This window comes from Kribbella pittospori, from assembly GCF_004331465.1.
GTDB classification, from domain to species: Bacteria; Actinomycetota; Actinomycetes; order Propionibacteriales; family Kribbellaceae; genus Kribbella; species Kribbella pittospori.
The window spans coordinates 1-17,292 of the sequence record NZ_SJKB01000026.1 but is presented as its reverse complement, the minus strand read 5'-3'; the positions used below and the strand labels follow the sequence as shown (position 1 = coordinate 17,292).

The following is a 17,292-nucleotide window of genomic DNA, read 5'->3' as shown; positions in this document are numbered from 1 at the left end:
ACGATCGACGGAGTCAATCCACCGATGGAGGCTTCGTGAACGACCTCTCCCGAGCCGACCACACCCGCATGCAGCGGTTCGCCGGTTTCTCCCAGCGGCACCACTGGACTGCTCTGGTCGCCTGGATCGCGCTCCTGGTGGGTGTCACCATCGCGGCCCGCGCCGTCGGCGCGGACTACGGGGATGGCAGCGATGTCTCACTGCCCGGCACCCAGTCACAGCAGATGGCCGACCTGCTTGAGCAACATGCTCCCGACCAAACGGGAGACAGCGTCACCGTGGTGCTCCACGACGAGCGGGGATGGGCCACCGACGCGAACCTCGTGGCACTGACCAATGAGCTGATGGCGATCGACCATGTGGAAGCAGTGAGTGCGCCGGATTCCCGGCAGGGTACGGTTTCCGCCGACGGCACGCTCGCGCTGGTCGAGGTCGCCCTGGACGGCGAGCGAGCGGCCGCACCTGCCGCGACCTATCAGCAGCTCATCAAGGTCGCGAAGTCGCACGCGTCGAACGACCTGCAGGTCGAGCTCTCCGGGGTGGGGATTCGCAAGGTCGAGCGCGGTGGAGGCGGCGGGGCGGAGGGCGCTGGGTTGCTGGCGGCGCTCGTGGTCCTCATCTTCCTCTTCGGATCGCTCCTCGCCGCGAGCCTGCCGCTGATCACCGCGCTCTTCGCCGTCGGCAGCACCCTCGGATTGGTCACGCTGATTTCGCACCTGATCACGATCCCCGACTACACCACGTCCTTGTTGGTGCTGGTCGGGCTCGGCGTCGGCATCGACTACGCGCTGCTGGTCTTCAGCCGGTACCGAAGCGAGCTGAGGGACGGCGCCGACCGAGCAACGGCCACCACGAGGGCGCTCGACACCGCCGGGCGTTCGGTCCTCTTCGCCGGAGCAAGCGTGATCATCGCACTTCTCGGCATGTTCACACTCGGCATCGCCGCCTTCGAGGGCACTGTCACCGCAGTCGCATTCACCGTGCTGGTCACGATGGTCGCCTCACTGACCCTGCTGCCGGCCCTGCTGACGCTCTTCGGCAAGAGGATCGAGATTCGGGTGCGCAAGCACGCGGCGAAGTCTTCCCGGCGCCCCGGCGAGCGGTGGCGGCGTTGGGCGTGGTTCGTGCAGCGGGCACCGTGGCAGGCGTTGGTCGTCTCGGTGATCGCCCTCGGCGCGCTGGCTGCGCCGGCGCTCGACATGCACCTCGGGTTCAACGACGCCGGCAACGACGCCGAAGGCACGACGACACGGGCGGCGTACGACCTGATCAGCGACAAGCTCGGACCCGGGGCCAATGGTCCCCTGTACGTCGTGGCCCAAGGCTCCAGGGCCGCGGCAGGGGCAGCCCATGAGCACCTCGTGGACCATCCCGGCGTTGTGCCGGACCGAGTCAGCCCGCCCATGTCCTTGGGCGACAACGCCTTTCTGATCCGCGCCCAGCCGACGACCGGACCGCAGGACGAGGCCACCGCGGACCTGGTCACCGCTCTGCGCAACGACCTCGGCGAGGCCGCCCTGGTCGGAGGATCAACGGCAGCCAACGTTGACTACTCGCAGGCAATCTCCGACCGCTTCCCGCTCTTCGTGGTTGTCGTCATCGGTTTGTCCGGGCTGCTGCTCATGAGCGTGTTCCGATCGATCGCCATCGCCCTCAAGGCCGCCGCCCTCAACGTGCTCTCGATCGGCGCCGCACTCGGCGCGATGAAGCTGGTTTACCAGGACGGTCGCTTCTGGGCGGATTCCGGCCCGATCGAGGCCTTCATGCCGGTGTTCATCTTCGCCATCGTCTTCGGTCTCTCGATGGACTACGAGGTCTTCCTGCTCTCCCGCATGCGTGAGGAGTGGCTCCGCACCGGCGACGCACAGCACGCGGTCCGCGAGGGCCTCGCCCATACCGGCGGTGTCATCACCGCGGCTGCCGCAATCATGTTCGTGGTCTTCGGCTCCTTCGCGCTCCTCCCCGACCGCATGCTGCAGCAGACCGGCTTCGCCATGGCGGCCGCCGTACTGCTCGATGCCCTGGTGATCCGCTGTCTGGTCGTACCCGCCGTGATGCGGCTGCTGGGCCCCACGGCGTGGCGGCTGCCTCGCTTGCTCGACCGATGGCTGCCCCGGCTGCACGTTGAAGGCCGGCCCGACGGGCAGACACTTGCCAGTCCTGACGCCACCCCCACCGTGACCGTGGCCACGTCTGACGCACGTTCCAGCGCCTACAACAAGAGGTGAGGACAGCCATGCAAAGACAGCACCGTCGGTTCGCCGTCGCAATCGCCATCTTGGCGTTCGGCGCGACGTTGGTCGGCGCCGCCACGTCGGGGGCCAGTGCGGGGACCGAGACCGGCTCTGGCACAGCGAGCGCCGGCAGGCCCACGGCACCGCCCGCCTTTCCGACGTTCGTGCAGCTGCCGGCCGATCAGGCGGCGCATCCGGACGCACTCCAGGAATGGTGGTACATCGTCGGCCACGTCAACGCCCATGGCCACCGGTTCGGCTACGAGGTCACGATCGGCGGCGGTAAGCAACCGCAGGCCATAGCCTCCATCACTGACAAGACAACTGGCGCGTACTACACCAAGAACCTGAGTTACTCACCTGACCAGACGAGATTCTCCGCCACTGAGCTCGACATACGGACGCCATCGGCGACACTGTCCGGGCCGATGGACGCCATGCGCCTGCAGGCCACATTGCCGGTCGGCGAAATCGACCTGACGCTCAGCGCCAGGGGACCCGCGCTGTACAACAACGGCACCGGACTGATGCCCTTTCTTGGCGGCACGAGCTACTACTATTCCCTGCCCAGCCTCGCGACAAAGGGAACGCTCAAGCTGAACAGCCGTGCCTATCCGGTGACCGGGGAGTCATGGCTGGATCGCCAATGGGGGAGTTGGGACTGGAGCACCATGGACAAATGGACCTGGATGCCCCTGCAACTGTCCAACGGCGACCGGGTCAACCTTTGGGACCTGTTCGCCGAGGGGCGCGAGTTCCCGTACGCGACAGTGCTCCACCCGGACGGAACCCATGAGGTTGTTGCGGTGGAACCGCTCGCCGACACCACGTCCGGCTCCTGGACCAGCCCGACCACCGGGAATCGGTACGGCACCCGATGGACCGTGAACATCCCCGCACTTGATGCCAGCCTCACCGTCATCGCCCAGCCGCAGGCGCAGGAACGACTGGGAGCCTTTGGCGGCACCTACGAAGGCGCCTCCAGCGTCACCGGACGGTACCGGGGCAAGCCTGTCACCGGCCAGGCGTACGTCGAACAGAACGGCAACTGGCGATAGCACTTCATGGTGGATCCGCGAGGTAGGGATATGTGCCCTCGGCAACTTTGTCGGTTGTCGGGCCGGTCCGGTGCGGGCCGACACGATCTCCGGCTCACCCTGAGGCGTCGACCGATCGTTCGTGAACGTGTTCGACAGGTAGTGCAATCCAGAGTCGGACTCGCCAGAGGCGGCATACCGACGGGCAGCTCGCGTGGTCGCGCTTCAGTCGGAGAGTTTGAACACCAGGTCGGTTTCCCACTTGTCCATGTCGGGTGTGTCCTCAGGTCCGAGGGTGTATTCCTCGAGGCGAGCGGCCCACCGCTCCTGGCCGGCGATGGTCGATACATCCCAATCCAGTCCCTGCTCGCGCGCCCAGCCGATCAAAGCGGTGGTGGCGTCAAAGAGGGTGTCGGGGCGCCCCACGTGGTGGAGGGTGGCATAGCGTCCGGCCGGTAGCAGGCCGCCGCGCACACGCGCGTCGCCGGTCACCTCGGTTCCTACTGGCACGCCGACTTCGACCTCCAGTTCGCGCTCCATGTCGAGCACGTTGTACTTGAAGAACGGCACGCCGGCCGGCGGAATGTTCCGCGCTGCGAGCCAGCCGAAGACCTCACCGATCAACGGCGGCAGGTCGCTACCTATTCGGCTCATCGGAGCGGTCGCGGTGATTGCGGCATACGGCCGTGGTTCGCGGTTGATCGTTGTCGGCTCGCTCATCTGCACTGCTCAGTCTCCTTACGGATCGATGTTCTGCATCATCGGTGTCGCTTCTCCGGAGCCCGGGAGCGTTCAGCCGTTGAAGAAGACGCTGAGGGTGTTACTGGACGGGGAGTTGAAGCCGATGTCGTCCTGGGCTCGGACCGAGAAGGTGTAGGTGAAACCGGGGCTGATGCCGCACACCGGGTCCGTGGCGAGGGATCCTACGAGCAGTGTCGTTGCGCTGCCGGCGTGGTGCGGTGAGCACGGCGCTCCGTCGACGAAGTAGATGACGTCGGACTGGTCGATGGACGGATCCCAGGCCAGCACGATTCCGTTCGAGTTGTTGCTCACGACCTGCAGATTGTCCGGTGCGGTCGGTGCCGTGTCGTCTCCCGGGGCGAACGAGGTGGTCAGCTTGTTGCTGAAGGAGGCGTTGCCCGAGGAGTCCTCCGCGCGCACCTGGAACGTGTGTGTGGTGCCGGGAATCATGCCGATCACCACATTCGTGTGTACGTCGAATTGTGTTCCGCTGACCCAGAACGGGGTGGGGTTGTCGTCGAAGAACAGGGCATAGCTCACGGACCCGCTGCTGTCCGCCGACTTGTCCCAGGCCAGCACGATGTCCGTGTCGGTGATGCTCACCGCGTGGAGGTTGTCCGGTGCCGTCGGTGGTGTGGTGTCCGTTGGCACCGCCATCGCATTTGGTGCTGCACCTGCCGTCAGCAGCAGAACCGCGCCAAAACCTCGCCAGACCCGCGCTGTCAAAGTCATCCAGGACTCCTTCGCTCATGACCGCCGCCGGGGTTGGGCGACCGTCGGGACCAGTAGCGTTTACGCACCACGCCGCCATGCGGTTCAACGGTTCTGATCGAAACGCCGTGGCAGACTCCGTCGGTGGACCCGACCGGGTGGCACCTGACACCAGCCAGGTGCCGGAGTTGAGCGCCAGGCGACATGGCGCTCGGTTGGGACTGGAGCACCAACCACGACAGCGTGCCGTTGGACGTGGCGCGGCGATCCGGGTCCTGCTGGCCGATGAGCCTGCATAACTGGCCGGTTCCGCGCGAGATGCCCGACGCTAAACTCAAACCCCTCCGAGGCAGGCGAAACACCGCCGGGCGATTCGAGATGACCTCCCAGCCAAGGGTGCAGCTGACCCCCTTCGGGCCATACTTCATCTGCCTCGCGATCAAGCCTCCGCGCCCACGCACTGACGGCCGATTCCCCCGGGCTCGATCCGTCCCGTACACCGAAGTTCATGCAGGTGGCGGGTCAGTCGGGTCATGGCCGGTCAGGGGGTGGCGCAGCGTCACCACTGGGAGCAGTCAAGTACGCGACGGACAGGACGATCGACAGCCAGGTCAGTGCCACCGTCCATCCTGCGAGCACATCCGTCGCCCAGTGGTAACCGAGATAGACACGACTGAAGCCGACTCCGATGCTGAGCGTCACCGCGAAGACCGCGATCAGAATCTTGTTTCGCAGAGACCGGAGCCGCCCCCAGACAAGGGCGGCCAACGTGATGAAGAAGACCGTCGTGTTCAGTGTGTGGCCGGATGGGAACGCGAAGGTGTCCTCGACCGGCCCGAGTACGACCGTCACATCGGGTCGCTTGCGCCCGACCAGTGTCTTCAGCACGTATGTCAGGGTGGAAGAGCCGATCATGGCCAGGATCAGCACGGCCGGTCCCCGGAGGCTCGAGGTCCAGCGCCACAGCAGCAGCGCTGCGGCCAGCGTGAGAATGACGAGCACAGGGGTGCTGCCGATGAAGGTGAGAGTGCGGGCGACGGCAGTCAACGCCGGGGTGCGGCGTGACACTGCGTTCGCAGTCAGAGCAGGGTCGAACGCCGCCAGACCATCGGACTCGGTTGCCGCGTCGGCCAAGCCGATCACGCCGAGCGTTCCAGCGACGAGGACGATCGCCCCTGCAATCGGTACGGCGATCCTCCTGAGACTCCTGTCCGGCGTCATCCAGCCGCCTCGAGTGCCTTCATGCTCCCATTCTGGCCACCAACCGCTGAGTTCCGCGCAACGCTCAGGAGCGGGCTACCCAACGTCGGGATCGAGTCGGCATCCCACGCCGCCTACGGAGGCAGTCTCCGGACGAATGGATCGTCGAGGTCACCAAGATCTGTTCTGCGTGGCCAGGGCTGCGCCGACTTGGTCGGCCAAGGCGACTGCGACCCGCCGTTGCGCAAGCGACGGAAGCGCTACCCGGGTCGACGCGACGATGAGGAAGCGGCCCCAGGTGATGCCGTTGTGGTGCACTCGAAGCTCGATCTCGCAGTCGGTAGGCAATCCGTATCGCTCGACAGCCAGATCTCGTCCCCGGCGAATGACCGTGCCGTCGCGGACGAGGGCGGCAGGGGCTTCGTTTCGTGTGTCGCTGTCGAAGTAGCAGTCGTCGATACCCAGGAGTTCGACGAGTTGATCTGCGACATGCTCAATCACACCCTCAGTGTGAGAGCTTCCGGCCGCGACGATGCCTGCGGTACGGAGAATCCCGTTCAGGTAGAGCTGTTGCCGATCGGCACACGTCTGGCGTTTACGTCGGCTCCAGAGTATCTGTGTGGCCGCGATGCCGACGAGCGTAAGTAGTGCTGCCGTCTCGACGTCCGCCCCGGAGGTGATGGTGATTTGCTGGTATGGCTGAGTGAGGAAGAAGGCCCAGCACGCCGTACCGGACACGGCGGCGACGACTCCTGCCCATCGGACGCCGGTGGCCGCAGCTGCCACAACGACGAGGATGAGCAGGAAGGCGGTGCTGGTGTTCTCGATGCGTGCGCGGAATGGCACCATCGCCGCGCAGATCAGCGCCGGAAGGGCGCCGGCTCCCACGACGACTGCCGTACGGGATCGCTCGGAGAGATGGAGTCGCATCCCACCATGATGCTTCGTCGTCGCGAAGCATCATGGCTCGGGCCCAACCCGTGCGACCCACGTGCCTGTCATGCTCGTACGTACACCGATGGTCGATAGCAATGGGCCGTCCGGTCGACAGGACGGCCGACTCCCCGTGGTCACGGGCACTGATCAGTCGAGGCGGGGTGATATCGCCCTCCTGGATGGGGAACGCGCCGCCTCGATTTCGCCTACCTCCAGAAGTTCTGCTGTGTTCGCAGTACGGCGGGCTTGTTCGTTCGAGCACACGGTCACGCGGATGCGGTCGATCCCGCCGACAAGATTCGGGTCGCCGAAGTGAAGCCCCGAATCAGGGGTTCGCAAGGTCCTGGTCCGAGTCTCGACCTTCGTGGTACCGGCGAAGGCGTCGAACAGCCGGGGGCACCCACCAAACGTGCAGGTCAGGGGATGATTGGGCGACGTGCAGAGCGGCGACGGTGGCGACTGAGCAGCATGTGGTCGCCGGCCCGGCCGGTTCCTCGCCAGCCCCTCGCGACGAGTTTGCCCGTTCCAGTGCCGAGCCGACGACAGCCCGTCCATGCTCTGGTTCCAGGACTCCTGAAAGGCTTGCTCAGATGGTGCCCAGCTACTCCATGACTGATGCACGGACGCCCGCATATCGGTGACAAGCTCGCCGTTCTCTCGGCCGCCGGGTCCGAGCTATCCGCGATCCTCGCGGGTCTCGTCTCGCCCAAGCAGACCGTCTATCGCCTTGTGGGCCAGACCGCGCGCCGCGGTCTCGAAGCCTCTCTCGGTCGTTTCGGCCAGGAGTTCCGGAAGGTCTGTGCCGCCCTTCTCGTAAAGGTCGAGGCGGTTCGTGGCTTCGGCGAAGCGCAGATAGGTGTCGACACTCGCGACCACGATGCGTGCGTCGATGGTGAGCAGCTCGATCCCGACCAGAGACACCCGGACGTAGGCGTCGATGACGAGTCCCTTGTCGAGGATGCTGTCGATCACGTCCGCGAGACTGCTCGGCGCGGGGCGCTCGAGATAGCCCCCGGAGCGGCGGGGACCTGGGGCTGAGAGGGTCATTGGCCTGCCTTCACGTCAACGTGCACTACTTGATCTGCGCGTCGATCTACATCGTCGCAACAGGGGATCGCTGCCTCGGTACCCGTGTAATCCCGGCACATGCAGGCGCATACGCCGGGGGCACCAGCGTCTACTGTCCTTCGGGGGTCGGCGATGATGACGAAGGCCCCGCGTGGGGTCTCGGTGCCGCATGGGCGACACGAGAAGCAGGGCCTCCGCGACGAACGGGCAGTCCCCGATCCACCCAAATCATGAAGAGACACGGCTGGTACCCAGCGGCCAAACCCTTCCGGGCAGGACGCTGACCAGGCGCAAGCTCTCGTCGCTCACCGAGTCCGGGACGACGTGCGTGGGTCTGATGCTTCTGCCCACTGCGTGTCTCCAAAATGCGGCGCCGGGGGCGCCAGTCCTCGCCGGGCCAACGAAAGGATTCGCGACAAGGCGGGGGGATTGCGCGGCCGGATCTGCGGGGTCGATGATGCGAACAGGGACCTGGCCGAGAGCCCAGGAGGACACGTGGGGTGGCCTCATGCCTGAACGGCACATCAGAGTACAACGTCGCATGGTGGCGTCCACTGATGCTGTGTGGGCGCTGTTCGCCGACTTCCCGAATCTCGCGAGCCATTGGAGTGGGCTCCGGGCAACGAAAGCCATCGGCGGCCAGACAAGCGGTGTGGGCGCTCGCCGGCGCGTTGAACTGAAGCCGATCGGCACCATGGATGAAACTGTCACCATCTGGGAAGAGGGTCGCAGGATCGACACACAGAACCTGCCGAGCGCCGCGGTGCCGTTCAAGCACGCCGAGTCCACCCTCACACTCGAGCCCGATGCTGACCGCACGCTGGCCACGTTCGACTATCGCTACCTACCTAGGGGTGGCGCACTCGGCCGAATCGCAGGTCCATTGCTGGACAGAATGCTGACGCGGACCTTCACCGACATGCTGGCTGCCGCCGACGGGGCCGCCCGCTCGGATGGAAGCGAGCGTTAACCGCCGAAGCGGCGCAGCGCGGCCAGCTCCTCGACGAACCCGTCGAGTCAGCCGATGAGCACGTGGCCGATGTCGTAGCAGTCGGGCAAGTACCGCCCATTAGCGTCGGGCACGAGAGTGCCAACGCCGGCGTTGAGCCTGGCACAGCTCAGTCAGATGGCCTGGTTTGAGGCGAGATCGTCGTTGCGCTGTCCTGCGCTGACATGCCCTCGATGCCCACGATGACGGACCGCGACCTTGAGGGGGCTGCCGGTGCAGCCCCCTAAGGTCGGTTGGGGGTTAGGGGGTCGGGTCGGCGTAGGTTCCGCCGAAGATGTCGGAGTTGCCGAAGGTCGCGGGACACACGGCCTGGACGGGCGGGGCTACGGCGTCCGGCTCCTGGGTCTTGAAGGCTTGATGTACTGCGTCCTCCTCGCCGCGTGGTTCCTCGGGATCGGCCACCGGGCCGCCGGCTGCCACGGCCTCGTTGTGCAGCGCGAGGCGGTAGGCGTCGATAGCTGGGCAGTCGGCCGCCCTGCGGGTGTCGTTCCAGACGGCAGCGCCGTACGTCCGGGTGGCGGCGGCGTAGACGTAGTCGCCCAGGAACTCGGCGGCCAGATTGTTCTGGCTGCTGCCCCTCGGGTCACCACCGGGGCTTCGGTGTATCTCGCTGAAGGCACCGACGGCACCACCTGCCACGTCGGCGTGCTTGACGACGCCGACGAGGTTCCGCGGCGACGACGTGTCGTTGCGGAACGGCGTGGTGAACGCGTTGTACACCACCCAGACGTCGGTCCCGTTCGGCGAGATCGCCGGCGCGGCGTAGTAGCCGCGGTCCCCGGCCGTCTCGATGATCCTGGGACCGGTCCAGGTGCTGCCGCCGTTGGTCGAGGTGGAGAACATCACGTGTTCGTGGTTGAGGCCGTCGCGGCCGTCGGCCCACGAGTCGACGATCCGGTTGGTCGCATCGGCACCGGTCGGAGCGCCGTTGGCGATGTCCACACTCGGGGACGGGCCGAGGTCGTCGCGGGCGCCGCCGATGCCGTCCTCGACGCACCGCCCGATCGACGGCTCGAAGCCTGTGCACAGGTCGGTGGCCGAGAAGATCGGCTGGGCCTTGGTCCAGTGCCGGCCACCGTCGACGGACTTGGACATGATCTGGAAGCCGTTGCCCGGGGATCCGACGGCGAACTGGTAGGCGAACACGTACGCCACCCCATGGCTGTCGGTTCTGATGGTGCAGCCGGACCTGCCGAATCCTTGCGGGCTGGTCGGGTTGTTCGCCGCCGGCGTGACCTGCCGCGTGGTCCAACTGTCACCGCCGTCGGTCGACGTCGCCACCACCAACGGCTGTGCGGCGCTCGGCACGCTCCGGAAGGCGGCCGAGCAGATGTAGGTGTGCCCGAAGAACGGACTCGACGAGGCGTTGTCGGCCCAGACCTGCTCCTTGTCGGAGAACAGGGCGGCATTCTGCTTGCTGACGATGACCGGCGCCTTCCAGTTGGCCTGGTTCGACACGATGGCCTGGGTCAGTCCGGTGGCGGCCGGTCCGTCGATCCGCGACACCGCGATCGCCTCGAATCCCTTGAAGGCCGAGCGGCCCGGGAAGTTCGATGTCAGGTTCGCGTAGTACAGCCGCGATCCGTTCGCCCACGAGAAGGTGCCGTTGCGGTAGACGGGACCGAACGCCACCGCCGGGTCGCCGTCGGAGACCAGGCCGGCCTCGTAGTACCCGGGCAAGGTGCCGATCGGACCGACCTGCGGGGCACAGGGCGGGTCGCTGTTGCCGGGTACGCCGACGCAGTTGCGCGCGCTCCAACCCGTGTACGCCGGCTGGATCCATGACGTACCGCTGTCGAACGAGAAGTAGACCCCCGAAACGCCGACTCCGTCGGTGAACGGGCAGTCGTTGTCGGGACCCGCGTTGCAGGCCTCCATGTCGATGTTGTCGTTCGCACCCGCGGCCAGAACGCCGGTGTGGTTGGCGTCGATCGCCACCGCCGGCTCGTTCTGTTTGTTCGCCGAGAATGGCGAGCTCGGACTCCCGACGGTGATCAGCGTGTCCGGGTTCAGCGCACTCGCACTCCCCGCCGGCACCACCAGCAGCGCCGCCGCACCGATGATCCCTACCCACACCCGCTTACGCATGGGCTCCTCCTCTCGCCCAGGGCGAGCAGCCGATCCGGCCACGCCCACGGGCAAACCTCTCCGACCTGAACGGTCAGTTCCCCCGAGCTACGGCTACAGACGGCACGCAACTCCGGTCCACGCCGGTTGACAAGCCCTCGCGACCGCAAATCTGCAGCGATCACCCGCATGCCACCCTGGACCGTCACCGAACGCAGACACCCGATGCGATTGCGTGATCATAGGGCGGAAACTCACCGCAAACCCCACCCCACCCCGCCCCGGCAACGCGGAGGCGTCCACCCCTCTGCATCGACTGGCCAATCGGCCTCGGTGATTGTTTCCGCCAGCGCGGCTGCCCGGTGCTCCCCGTTCTCGTGCTCGCGGAGGGGCCGGCTGTCATCCAGCCGATATCCGAGCATCGGGAACAGCGCCGACGTTGACGACCTGTTTCTCGAGCGACTCCACGGCTGACACCTGAGAGTATTTGGGACTCATTCACCGCTACGAGTCCTAGTGTCGTGAGTCGTTAATTCGCTGGCAGTGTGGGGCGAGGGTGTCGAGGATCTGGTCGGCGGTCTTGGTCCAGACGAAGGATTTGGGGTCGGCGTTCCATTCGTGATCGGCGCGGACGTCGGCTTCGAGTTCGGTGATGCTGCAGTGGGCGGAGCGGCGCAGTTTGCGGTTGGTGAGTTCGGCGAACCAGCGCTCGACCAGGTTCAGCCAGGAACTACTGGTGGGGGTGAGGTGCATGTGGAATCTCGGGTGGCGGATCAGCCACTCCTTCACCTTGGGGGTCTTGTGGGTGGCGTAGTTGTCCAGCACCAGATGCAGGTCGAGGTACTTCGTGACGGCGGCGTCGATGAGTTTCAAGAAGCGCAGGAACTCCTGATAACGGTGCCGGCGGCTGTGCTGGGCGATCACCGAACCGCTGCCGACATCGAAGGCCGCGAACAGGCTGGTCGTGCCGTGCGCACGTAGTCGTGGGTCATCCGCGCCGGCGTGGTTGGCATGATCGGCAGGATCGGCGCGGTCCGGTCGATGGCCTGCATCTGCGACTTCTCGTCTACCGCGAGCACCAACGCGTTCTCCGGTCGGCTCAAATACAACCCGACGACGTCGCGGACCTTGTCGACAAACAACGGATCGGTCGACAGCTTCCAGGTCTCGACCGCATGCGGCTTCAGCCCGAACGCCCGCCAGATCCGCGACACCGCGCTCTGCGACGTACCGGTGCTCGTAGCCATCGACCGGGTCGACCAATGCGTGTCCTCACCCGGCGTGGTTTCCAGCGTCTTGGTGATCACCTGCTCGATCTGATCGTCGGTGATTGTCCGCGGCCGGCCGGGACGCGGCCCGTCGGACAATCAGTCCAGCCGATCGGCCAGGAACCGCGACCGCCACTTCGACACCATGTTCCGCGACACCCCGACGTCGTGGGCGACCTCGCCGATCGTGCCGCCGTCCGCACTCCGCAGCACGATCCGGGCCCGCAACGCCAACGCCTGCGACGTTTCCGTCGCCGTGCCCACCCGGCCAGGACCGACCGCTCCTCGTCGGACACACCACCGGATCAACCTTCGGGCTCGGCATCACCACAGCCTTCCGACTGGCCTCGAATTATTGACTCAAGACATATGTGTCGTGAGCCGTTGATTCGGCTGCAGTAGAGGCGGCGAGGGTGTCGTCACGTGGGCGTCACGTGGCGGTTGATGCCAGCCAGCGTTTCCAGCTTGCGACTGTCGCGGGCATGCTCGGATCGGCGAGGACATCCAGAAGGAAGCCTGCTCGCAGGCCGACGATCGGGTCGGGCGAGTCAAGGCACTGGGCGACCGGATTGCGCAGGTCAGGCCCGTCCAGTCGGCGCGCCAACAGCACAAACCCGCGGTCCTCGCAGCGGTGCTCGCGGCGGACCGCAGCCACGACCAACTCGACCAGCGCCGCCCGCGAGTCTCGGGGTACCTCGATACTGGCAAGGCCCCGTAGGACGTCCTTCTTGAGACCCCATGGCGGCCACGGCGAACACCAATCCTGCGGGTAGGCGACCTCCCACTGTAAGAAGAGCACGGCGAACGGCACGAGACGGCGCAGAGCGGTGGGATCCCGGCGGCCGAAAGGCCGGCATTCGGTGATGAATTCCGACAGGATGCCAGCGAAGCCACGGCCCCGGGCTTCCCGCATGGCGGCCTCGGCCTGGTCCCTCGCCGCCCTCAGGGCCGGTGAATCCGAGAAGTCGAAACTGCCGCCGTTGGCCCAGTACGCCGCGTTGCAGCGATCCAGGGCATCCCGCCAGTCACTGACGTCCGCCTCGCGGCGGCGAAGGGCAGCAGCGCGGACCGCCGGGGCGGGATCGACCAGGCCGAACAGCCACCCGTACCCGTAATCGTCGCGGCTCCCCACGGCGAGCAGCATCGCACACGCCCAACCCTGCGCAGCCGCAAACACCACCATGTCCCGCGACACGCCCACGTCCTCAGCGACCCCGACCGATCGTGCCGCCATCCGCACACCGCAATGTGATCCGCGCCGCACCGCCAACACCTGAGACGTCTTCCGCCGACGACCCCACCAACACCCGACGTTTCTCGTCAGTCCGGACCACCGGTTCAACCTTGGGACTCGGCACCCACCAGAGTGTCAACTAACGGCGAATTAATGACTCATGACACTAGATCCGTAGCTCCAGTTCGAGCAGACGGGTCAGAACGGGCAGGACGACGGTCACCGACGCCGGCCCCATCGCCGGCCCGCCCCAACGTCGGCCGGGCGCAGCGCGATGCACAACAACCCAGCCATCAGCAATGTCTGAGGTGTGAACGCATCACTCATGTCGGCGTTGGACCAGTCCAGAATGAGCGCCGGCCCAAAGATCACAGCGGCGATGATCGCGAACATCGAATGCTCCTTCGACTGATCGGCGTAAGTAGCTCTCGAGTACCCGTTTGCTAGCGCGGACAGCTGCCTTCGGGACGAAGCATGGTCCAGTCGCGGGTTTGCGCGTCGTCTCACCCGCACCGGGTGATGCCTGTCCCGGCGGACCGGACCAATCTGGTTAGGGGACGGGCTGCGCCAGGCCGACGAGTGGTACCTACGCGTCCCGTACGTCGCCGAGCACCAGTGGGGCACAAGCGGCGAGGGCCACAGCGCGGACAGCGGACGCCGAAAGTACTGGGCCGAACTGGGTTCGCTTACGCCTTGAGCTGGCGTTGGTACTCGCACCCTCCCCCCGGATCGGAGCGCCATGACCACGAACACACCCGACGCCACTCCGGCGGCGCAGAAGCCGACCATCGTCCTCATTCACGGCCTTTGGCTCACCCCGCTCAGCTGGGAAGACTGGAAGCAGCGCTTCGAGGCGAACGGCCACACCGTGCTCGCACCGGCCTGGCCGGGACTCGAGGGAACGGTGGAGGAGGTTCGCCAGAACACCTCCAAGTACGAGCGACTCGGGATCAAGGAGATCACCGACCACTACGACCGAATCATCCGCGGTCTCGACGCCCCGCCGGTCATTATGGGCCACTCGTTCGGCGGCCTCATCACGCAGCTCCTGCTGGACCGCGGCCTCGGCGCCTCGGCCGTGGCGATCAGCCCTGCACAGATCCAAGGCGTGTACGTCCTGCCCGTCGCCCAGGCCAAGGTCGCGTCGGTGGCACTGAAGAACCCAGCCAACCGCCACCGGACCCAGATGCTCACGCCGGAGGAGTTCCACTACGGCTTCACCAACACACGCACACTCGAGGAGTCGAGACCGATCTACGACAGGCTCGCGGTGCCCGGGCCGGGGCGCACGCTCTTCCAGGCGGCGCTCGCGAACTTCACACCGCACGCGGTGACGAGAATCAACCGGCACAACTCGAGCCGCGCGCCGCTGCTGTTCCTCGCCAACGGCAAGGACCACACCGTGCCCGCGGTATCAACCCGCGCCGCCTACAAGATCCAGAAGAAGACCGGCGCGCTCACCGAGCTCAAGGAGTATCCCGACCGCTCCCACTCCACCTTCTCCGAGGACGGATGGGAAGAGGTTGCGGACTACTCACTCGACTGGGCCGTGCGCAACGCACGAACCTAGCCCGAGGGTTAGTCGCGCGCATGTTACCTGTCGTGGAGCACCTGTAGTCGAGCCGTAGCTCGTGATCTGGCGGTGAGGCGGTCCCGGACGCAGCCCGGGCCAACGTTGATGATCCGCAGGTGTGTGGACCACAGATGATTCTCGTGGCAGTCGAGTGCAGCTCGGTCAGCTCGTGACCGAGCGCGACTGACGCGACCTCGGAGGCGGGCAGGGAGTGGCCGCGAGCACCTAGCTTGTCGGCTTGGCGATTCGAGCCTGTCGTCCTGGCGCGCGGGGGTCAGGTTTCGTGGTGGTACGGCGGGGCGTTGGTAGACTGCTGGCGCTTTCGCATGATCAGGCATGACCGAGGTGGGGCTGTTGCCCGGGAGTGTTCATGTCCGTCGTCGTAGTCGTGTGCGCGGCGTGCGCCGTACCTGAAGTGGCGGCGTTATGACGCCGATCGTGCGCGGGATCGCGTGGCTCGGGGTATTCGTCGGTATCTGTGTGGCGCCGTTGGTGTTCGCGCTGATGAGTACGAGTCAACCGGGGCAGGGTTTCTGGACCGACTTCTCCGTTGCTCTTGGCTTCGTCGGGTTGTCTCTGATGGGGATCGAGTTCGCGCTGGTGGCTCGGGTCAAGACCGTCGCGGAGCCCTTCGGTACGGACGCGGTGATCGATTTCCACCGGCAGATCGGGTACACGGGCCTGCTCTTCGTCCTGATTCACGTGGCGCTTTCCGCCGACTGGAGCGAGGCCAACCCGTTCACGGATAGCAATACACCCGCGCGTGTCTGGTTCGGAGGGATCGCGGCGGCCGCGTTGGTGCTCCTGGTGGCCAGTTCGGTATGGCGACGTCGGCTACGACTGTCCTACGAGTTGTGGCAGATCCTGCACGCCGTACTGGCAGTGATCGCGGTCCTGGCGGCCTTGGTACACGTGCTGTTGGTGAACTACTACGTCGACAGCATTTGGAAGCAGGTGCTGTGGTCGATCATGACCGCGGCATTCCTCTGGCTGCTCGTGTGGGTGCGCTTGCTTCGGCCACTGCGAATCCGGCGGCGGCCGTGGACGGTGGAGCGCGTCACGCCGGACCGTGACAGTACGACAGTGCTCACGCTGAGCCCGAACGGTCATGACGGCATGCGATTCGAACCCGGCCAGTTCGCGTGGATCACGGTCGGCAGATCGCCGTTCTCGGTTACCTCCCACCCGTTCTCGTTCTGTTCGAGCGCCGAGATGGAACGGCAGCCTCGAGGTTGCCATCAAGGCCGCGGGGGACTTCTCTTCCGGCGTCGCATCCGTCAAGCCAGGGACCGCGGTTTATGTGGACGGACCCCACGGGGTGTTCTCGATCGACCAGTACGAAGGCGCCGGCTTCTGCCTGATCGCCGGTGGAGTCGGGATCGCGCCCGCGCTGAGCATGCTCGAGACGCTCGCCGACCGTGACGACGTCCGCCCCGTTGTCTTGTTCGCCGGCAACCGCAACTGGGACAGCATCATCCTGCGCGATCGCATCGACGAGGTCACCACTCGGCTGAACCTCACGGTCGTACACGTGCTCGAGCAGCCGCCGCTGGACTGGACCGGGGAGACCGGATACATCGACGGAGACATCCTCGTCCGCCACCTGCCCGCACGTTTCCGGCGGTTCCAGTACTTCGCCTGCGGCCCCGTCCCCATGCTCGCAGCAGTAGAGAACGCGTTGGTCGGAATCGGCGCGCCGGCTGACCACATCCATACCGAACGCTTCGACTGGGTCTGAAGCAGGCAAGGAGATCCCGTGCGCCACGTCTACCTGACCCGTATCGCGCTCATTACCAGCGTGCTGCTGCTCCTCGCCTGCCTCGCCTTCGCCGCCATCCAGAACTGAACCAAACAACCGCAGTCACTCTGGGGCTGGTGCCGTTCGACGTCACCCACCGAGCGCTCGAATCCGCAACCAGGGATTGTGCGAGCCCGCCACTCGCCACGCCGCTCAGCTCCAGACTCCGGAGGCTCGGGTTAGAAGACCTTGAGCTGTCTCAGTCCACTCTGTTTGACGCAATTTCATGTCACGAGCCATGTCACGCGCGGCGGTGCGGGCAAGGGGGACTCGCTGACCTCGGCGCGCGATCGTGCTCGAACGGGGCTCACATCGCCTGCCTAGTGCCACCTGATGTGCGACGGATCTGCGCCACCTGATGTGCGACATGGGGGCTAGGAAACTGAGGCTGCGGTCCGCGGCCGCTGGCCCTTGAT

Annotated in this window: 14 protein-coding genes and 1 pseudogene; 6 read left to right on the top strand and 9 right to left on the bottom strand. The window is 66.0% G+C overall.

Translation table 11 applies throughout. From position 1 onward, the window contains the following. The first annotated feature begins 35 nt into the window (after positions 1-35). Both E0H73_RS42075 and E0H73_RS42070 read left to right on the top strand, forming a co-directional pair. Complete coding sequence (locus E0H73_RS42075) at positions 36-2,228, top strand: MMPL family transporter (protein WP_238164622.1); 2,193 nt, start codon at positions 36-38, stop codon at positions 2,226-2,228. A gap of 8 nt (positions 2,229-2,236) precedes the next feature. Then, positions 2,237-3,292 (top strand): lipocalin-like domain-containing protein, encoded by a 1,056-nt coding sequence (locus tag E0H73_RS42070; RefSeq protein ID WP_131366312.1) that lies wholly within the window; start codon positions 2,237-2,239, stop codon positions 3,290-3,292. Between the two features lie 204 nt (positions 3,293-3,496). On the opposite strand, the gene E0H73_RS42065 is transcribed toward E0H73_RS42070, so the two are convergent. The 5 genes from E0H73_RS42065 to gvpJ all read right to left on the bottom strand — a co-directional run bounded on the left by E0H73_RS42065 (position 3,497) and on the right by gvpJ (position 7,831). Then, positions 3,497-3,991 carry a GyrI-like domain-containing protein gene (locus tag E0H73_RS42065; RefSeq protein WP_131366310.1) on the bottom strand — a complete coding sequence of 165 codons (495 nt, stop codon included), beginning with the start codon at positions 3,989-3,991 and terminating at the stop codon, positions 3,497-3,499. A gap of 72 nt (positions 3,992-4,063) precedes the next feature. Further along, complete coding sequence (locus E0H73_RS42060; protein ID WP_131366308.1) at positions 4,064-4,744, bottom strand: fibronectin type III domain-containing protein; 681 nt, start codon at positions 4,742-4,744, stop codon at positions 4,064-4,066. A gap of 510 nt (positions 4,745-5,254) precedes the next feature. After that, positions 5,255-5,944 (bottom strand): phosphatase PAP2 family protein, encoded by a 690-nt coding sequence (locus E0H73_RS42055; protein ID WP_131366306.1) that lies wholly within the window; start codon positions 5,942-5,944, stop codon positions 5,255-5,257. Positions 5,945-6,094: 150 nt separating this feature from the next. Next, complete coding sequence (locus E0H73_RS42050; RefSeq protein ID WP_165556094.1) at positions 6,095-6,811, bottom strand: DUF4118 domain-containing protein; 717 nt, start codon at positions 6,809-6,811, stop codon at positions 6,095-6,097. A gap of 723 nt (positions 6,812-7,534) precedes the next feature. Next, positions 7,535-7,831, bottom strand: coding sequence for a gas vesicle protein GvpJ (gvpJ, locus tag E0H73_RS48685; RefSeq protein WP_238164621.1), 297 nt, complete (start codon positions 7,829-7,831; stop codon positions 7,535-7,537). Between the two features lie 604 nt (positions 7,832-8,435). Here gvpJ and E0H73_RS42040 point away from each other — a divergent pair. Beyond that, on the top strand, positions 8,436-8,897 hold the full coding sequence (locus tag E0H73_RS42040; protein WP_131366300.1) for an SRPBCC family protein: 462 nt from the start codon (positions 8,436-8,438) through the stop codon (positions 8,895-8,897). A gap of 279 nt (positions 8,898-9,176) precedes the next feature. Here the strand turns inward: E0H73_RS42040 and E0H73_RS42035 are convergent, their stop codons facing one another. The 4 genes and pseudogenes from E0H73_RS42035 to E0H73_RS46320 all read right to left on the bottom strand — a co-directional run bounded on the left by E0H73_RS42035 (position 9,177) and on the right by E0H73_RS46320 (position 13,898). Then, entirely contained in the window at positions 9,177-11,024 is a 1,848-nt protein-coding gene (locus E0H73_RS42035; protein WP_131366298.1) for a sialidase family protein, read from the bottom strand. Between the two features lie 492 nt (positions 11,025-11,516). Next, positions 11,517-12,567: pseudogene (locus tag E0H73_RS42030) on the bottom strand (IS630 family transposase). Positions 12,568-12,701: 134 nt separating this feature from the next. Further along, entirely contained in the window at positions 12,702-13,466 is a 765-nt protein-coding gene (locus E0H73_RS42025) for a hypothetical protein (RefSeq protein WP_238164620.1), read from the bottom strand. 258 nt (positions 13,467-13,724) lie between these two features. Continuing rightward, positions 13,725-13,898, bottom strand: coding sequence for a hypothetical protein (locus E0H73_RS46320; protein WP_165556092.1), 174 nt, complete (start codon positions 13,896-13,898; stop codon positions 13,725-13,727). 346 nt (positions 13,899-14,244) lie between these two features. On the opposite strand from E0H73_RS46320, the gene E0H73_RS42020 reads away from it, so the two are divergent. The 3 genes from E0H73_RS42020 to E0H73_RS46315 all read left to right on the top strand — a co-directional run bounded on the left by E0H73_RS42020 (position 14,245) and on the right by E0H73_RS46315 (position 16,816). Beyond that, positions 14,245-15,075: an alpha/beta hydrolase gene (locus E0H73_RS42020; RefSeq protein WP_131366294.1), complete on the top strand. Its 831-nt coding sequence runs from the start codon at positions 14,245-14,247 to the stop codon at positions 15,073-15,075. Between the two features lie 429 nt (positions 15,076-15,504). Continuing rightward, on the top strand, positions 15,505-16,500 hold the full coding sequence (locus tag E0H73_RS42015) for a ferric reductase-like transmembrane domain-containing protein (protein WP_131366292.1): 996 nt from the start codon (positions 15,505-15,507) through the stop codon (positions 16,498-16,500). Further along, the gene (locus E0H73_RS46315; RefSeq protein ID WP_165556091.1) at positions 16,475-16,816 is read left to right on the top strand and encodes a ferredoxin reductase domain-containing protein; all 342 of its coding nucleotides are present in this window, start codon (positions 16,475-16,477) and stop codon (positions 16,814-16,816) included. The genes E0H73_RS42015 and E0H73_RS46315 overlap by 26 nt, the downstream gene beginning before the upstream one ends. The last annotated feature ends 476 nt before the right edge of the window (positions 16,817-17,292 follow it).

What these genes read in the sequence shown, in the direction of transcription:
- E0H73_RS46320 (WP_165556092.1), bottom strand. Translation starts at nt 13,898, where the DNA reads ATGTTCGCGATCATCGCCGCTGTGATCTTTGGGCCGGCGCTCATTCTG.
- E0H73_RS42040 (WP_131366300.1), top strand. Translation starts at nt 8,436, where the DNA reads ATGCCTGAACGGCACATCAGAGTACAACGTCGCATGGTGGCGTCCACT.
- E0H73_RS42070 (WP_131366312.1), top strand. Translation starts at nt 2,237, where the DNA reads ATGCAAAGACAGCACCGTCGGTTCGCCGTCGCAATCGCCATCTTGGCG.
- E0H73_RS46315 (WP_165556091.1), top strand. Translation starts at nt 16,475, where the DNA reads ATGCTCGAGACGCTCGCCGACCGTGACGACGTCCGCCCCGTTGTCTTG.
- E0H73_RS42065 (WP_131366310.1), bottom strand. Translation starts at nt 3,991, where the DNA reads ATGAGCGAGCCGACAACGATCAACCGCGAACCACGGCCGTATGCCGCA.
- E0H73_RS42055 (WP_131366306.1), bottom strand. Translation starts at nt 5,944, where the DNA reads ATGACGCCGGACAGGAGTCTCAGGAGGATCGCCGTACCGATTGCAGGG.
- E0H73_RS42015 (WP_131366292.1), top strand. Translation starts at nt 15,505, where the DNA reads ATGACGCCGATCGTGCGCGGGATCGCGTGGCTCGGGGTATTCGTCGGT.
- E0H73_RS42060 (WP_131366308.1), bottom strand. Translation starts at nt 4,744, where the DNA reads ATGACTTTGACAGCGCGGGTCTGGCGAGGTTTTGGCGCGGTTCTGCTG.
- E0H73_RS42020 (WP_131366294.1), top strand. Translation starts at nt 14,245, where the DNA reads ATGACCACGAACACACCCGACGCCACTCCGGCGGCGCAGAAGCCGACC.
- E0H73_RS42035 (WP_131366298.1), bottom strand. Translation starts at nt 11,024, where the DNA reads ATGCGTAAGCGGGTGTGGGTAGGGATCATCGGTGCGGCGGCGCTGCTG.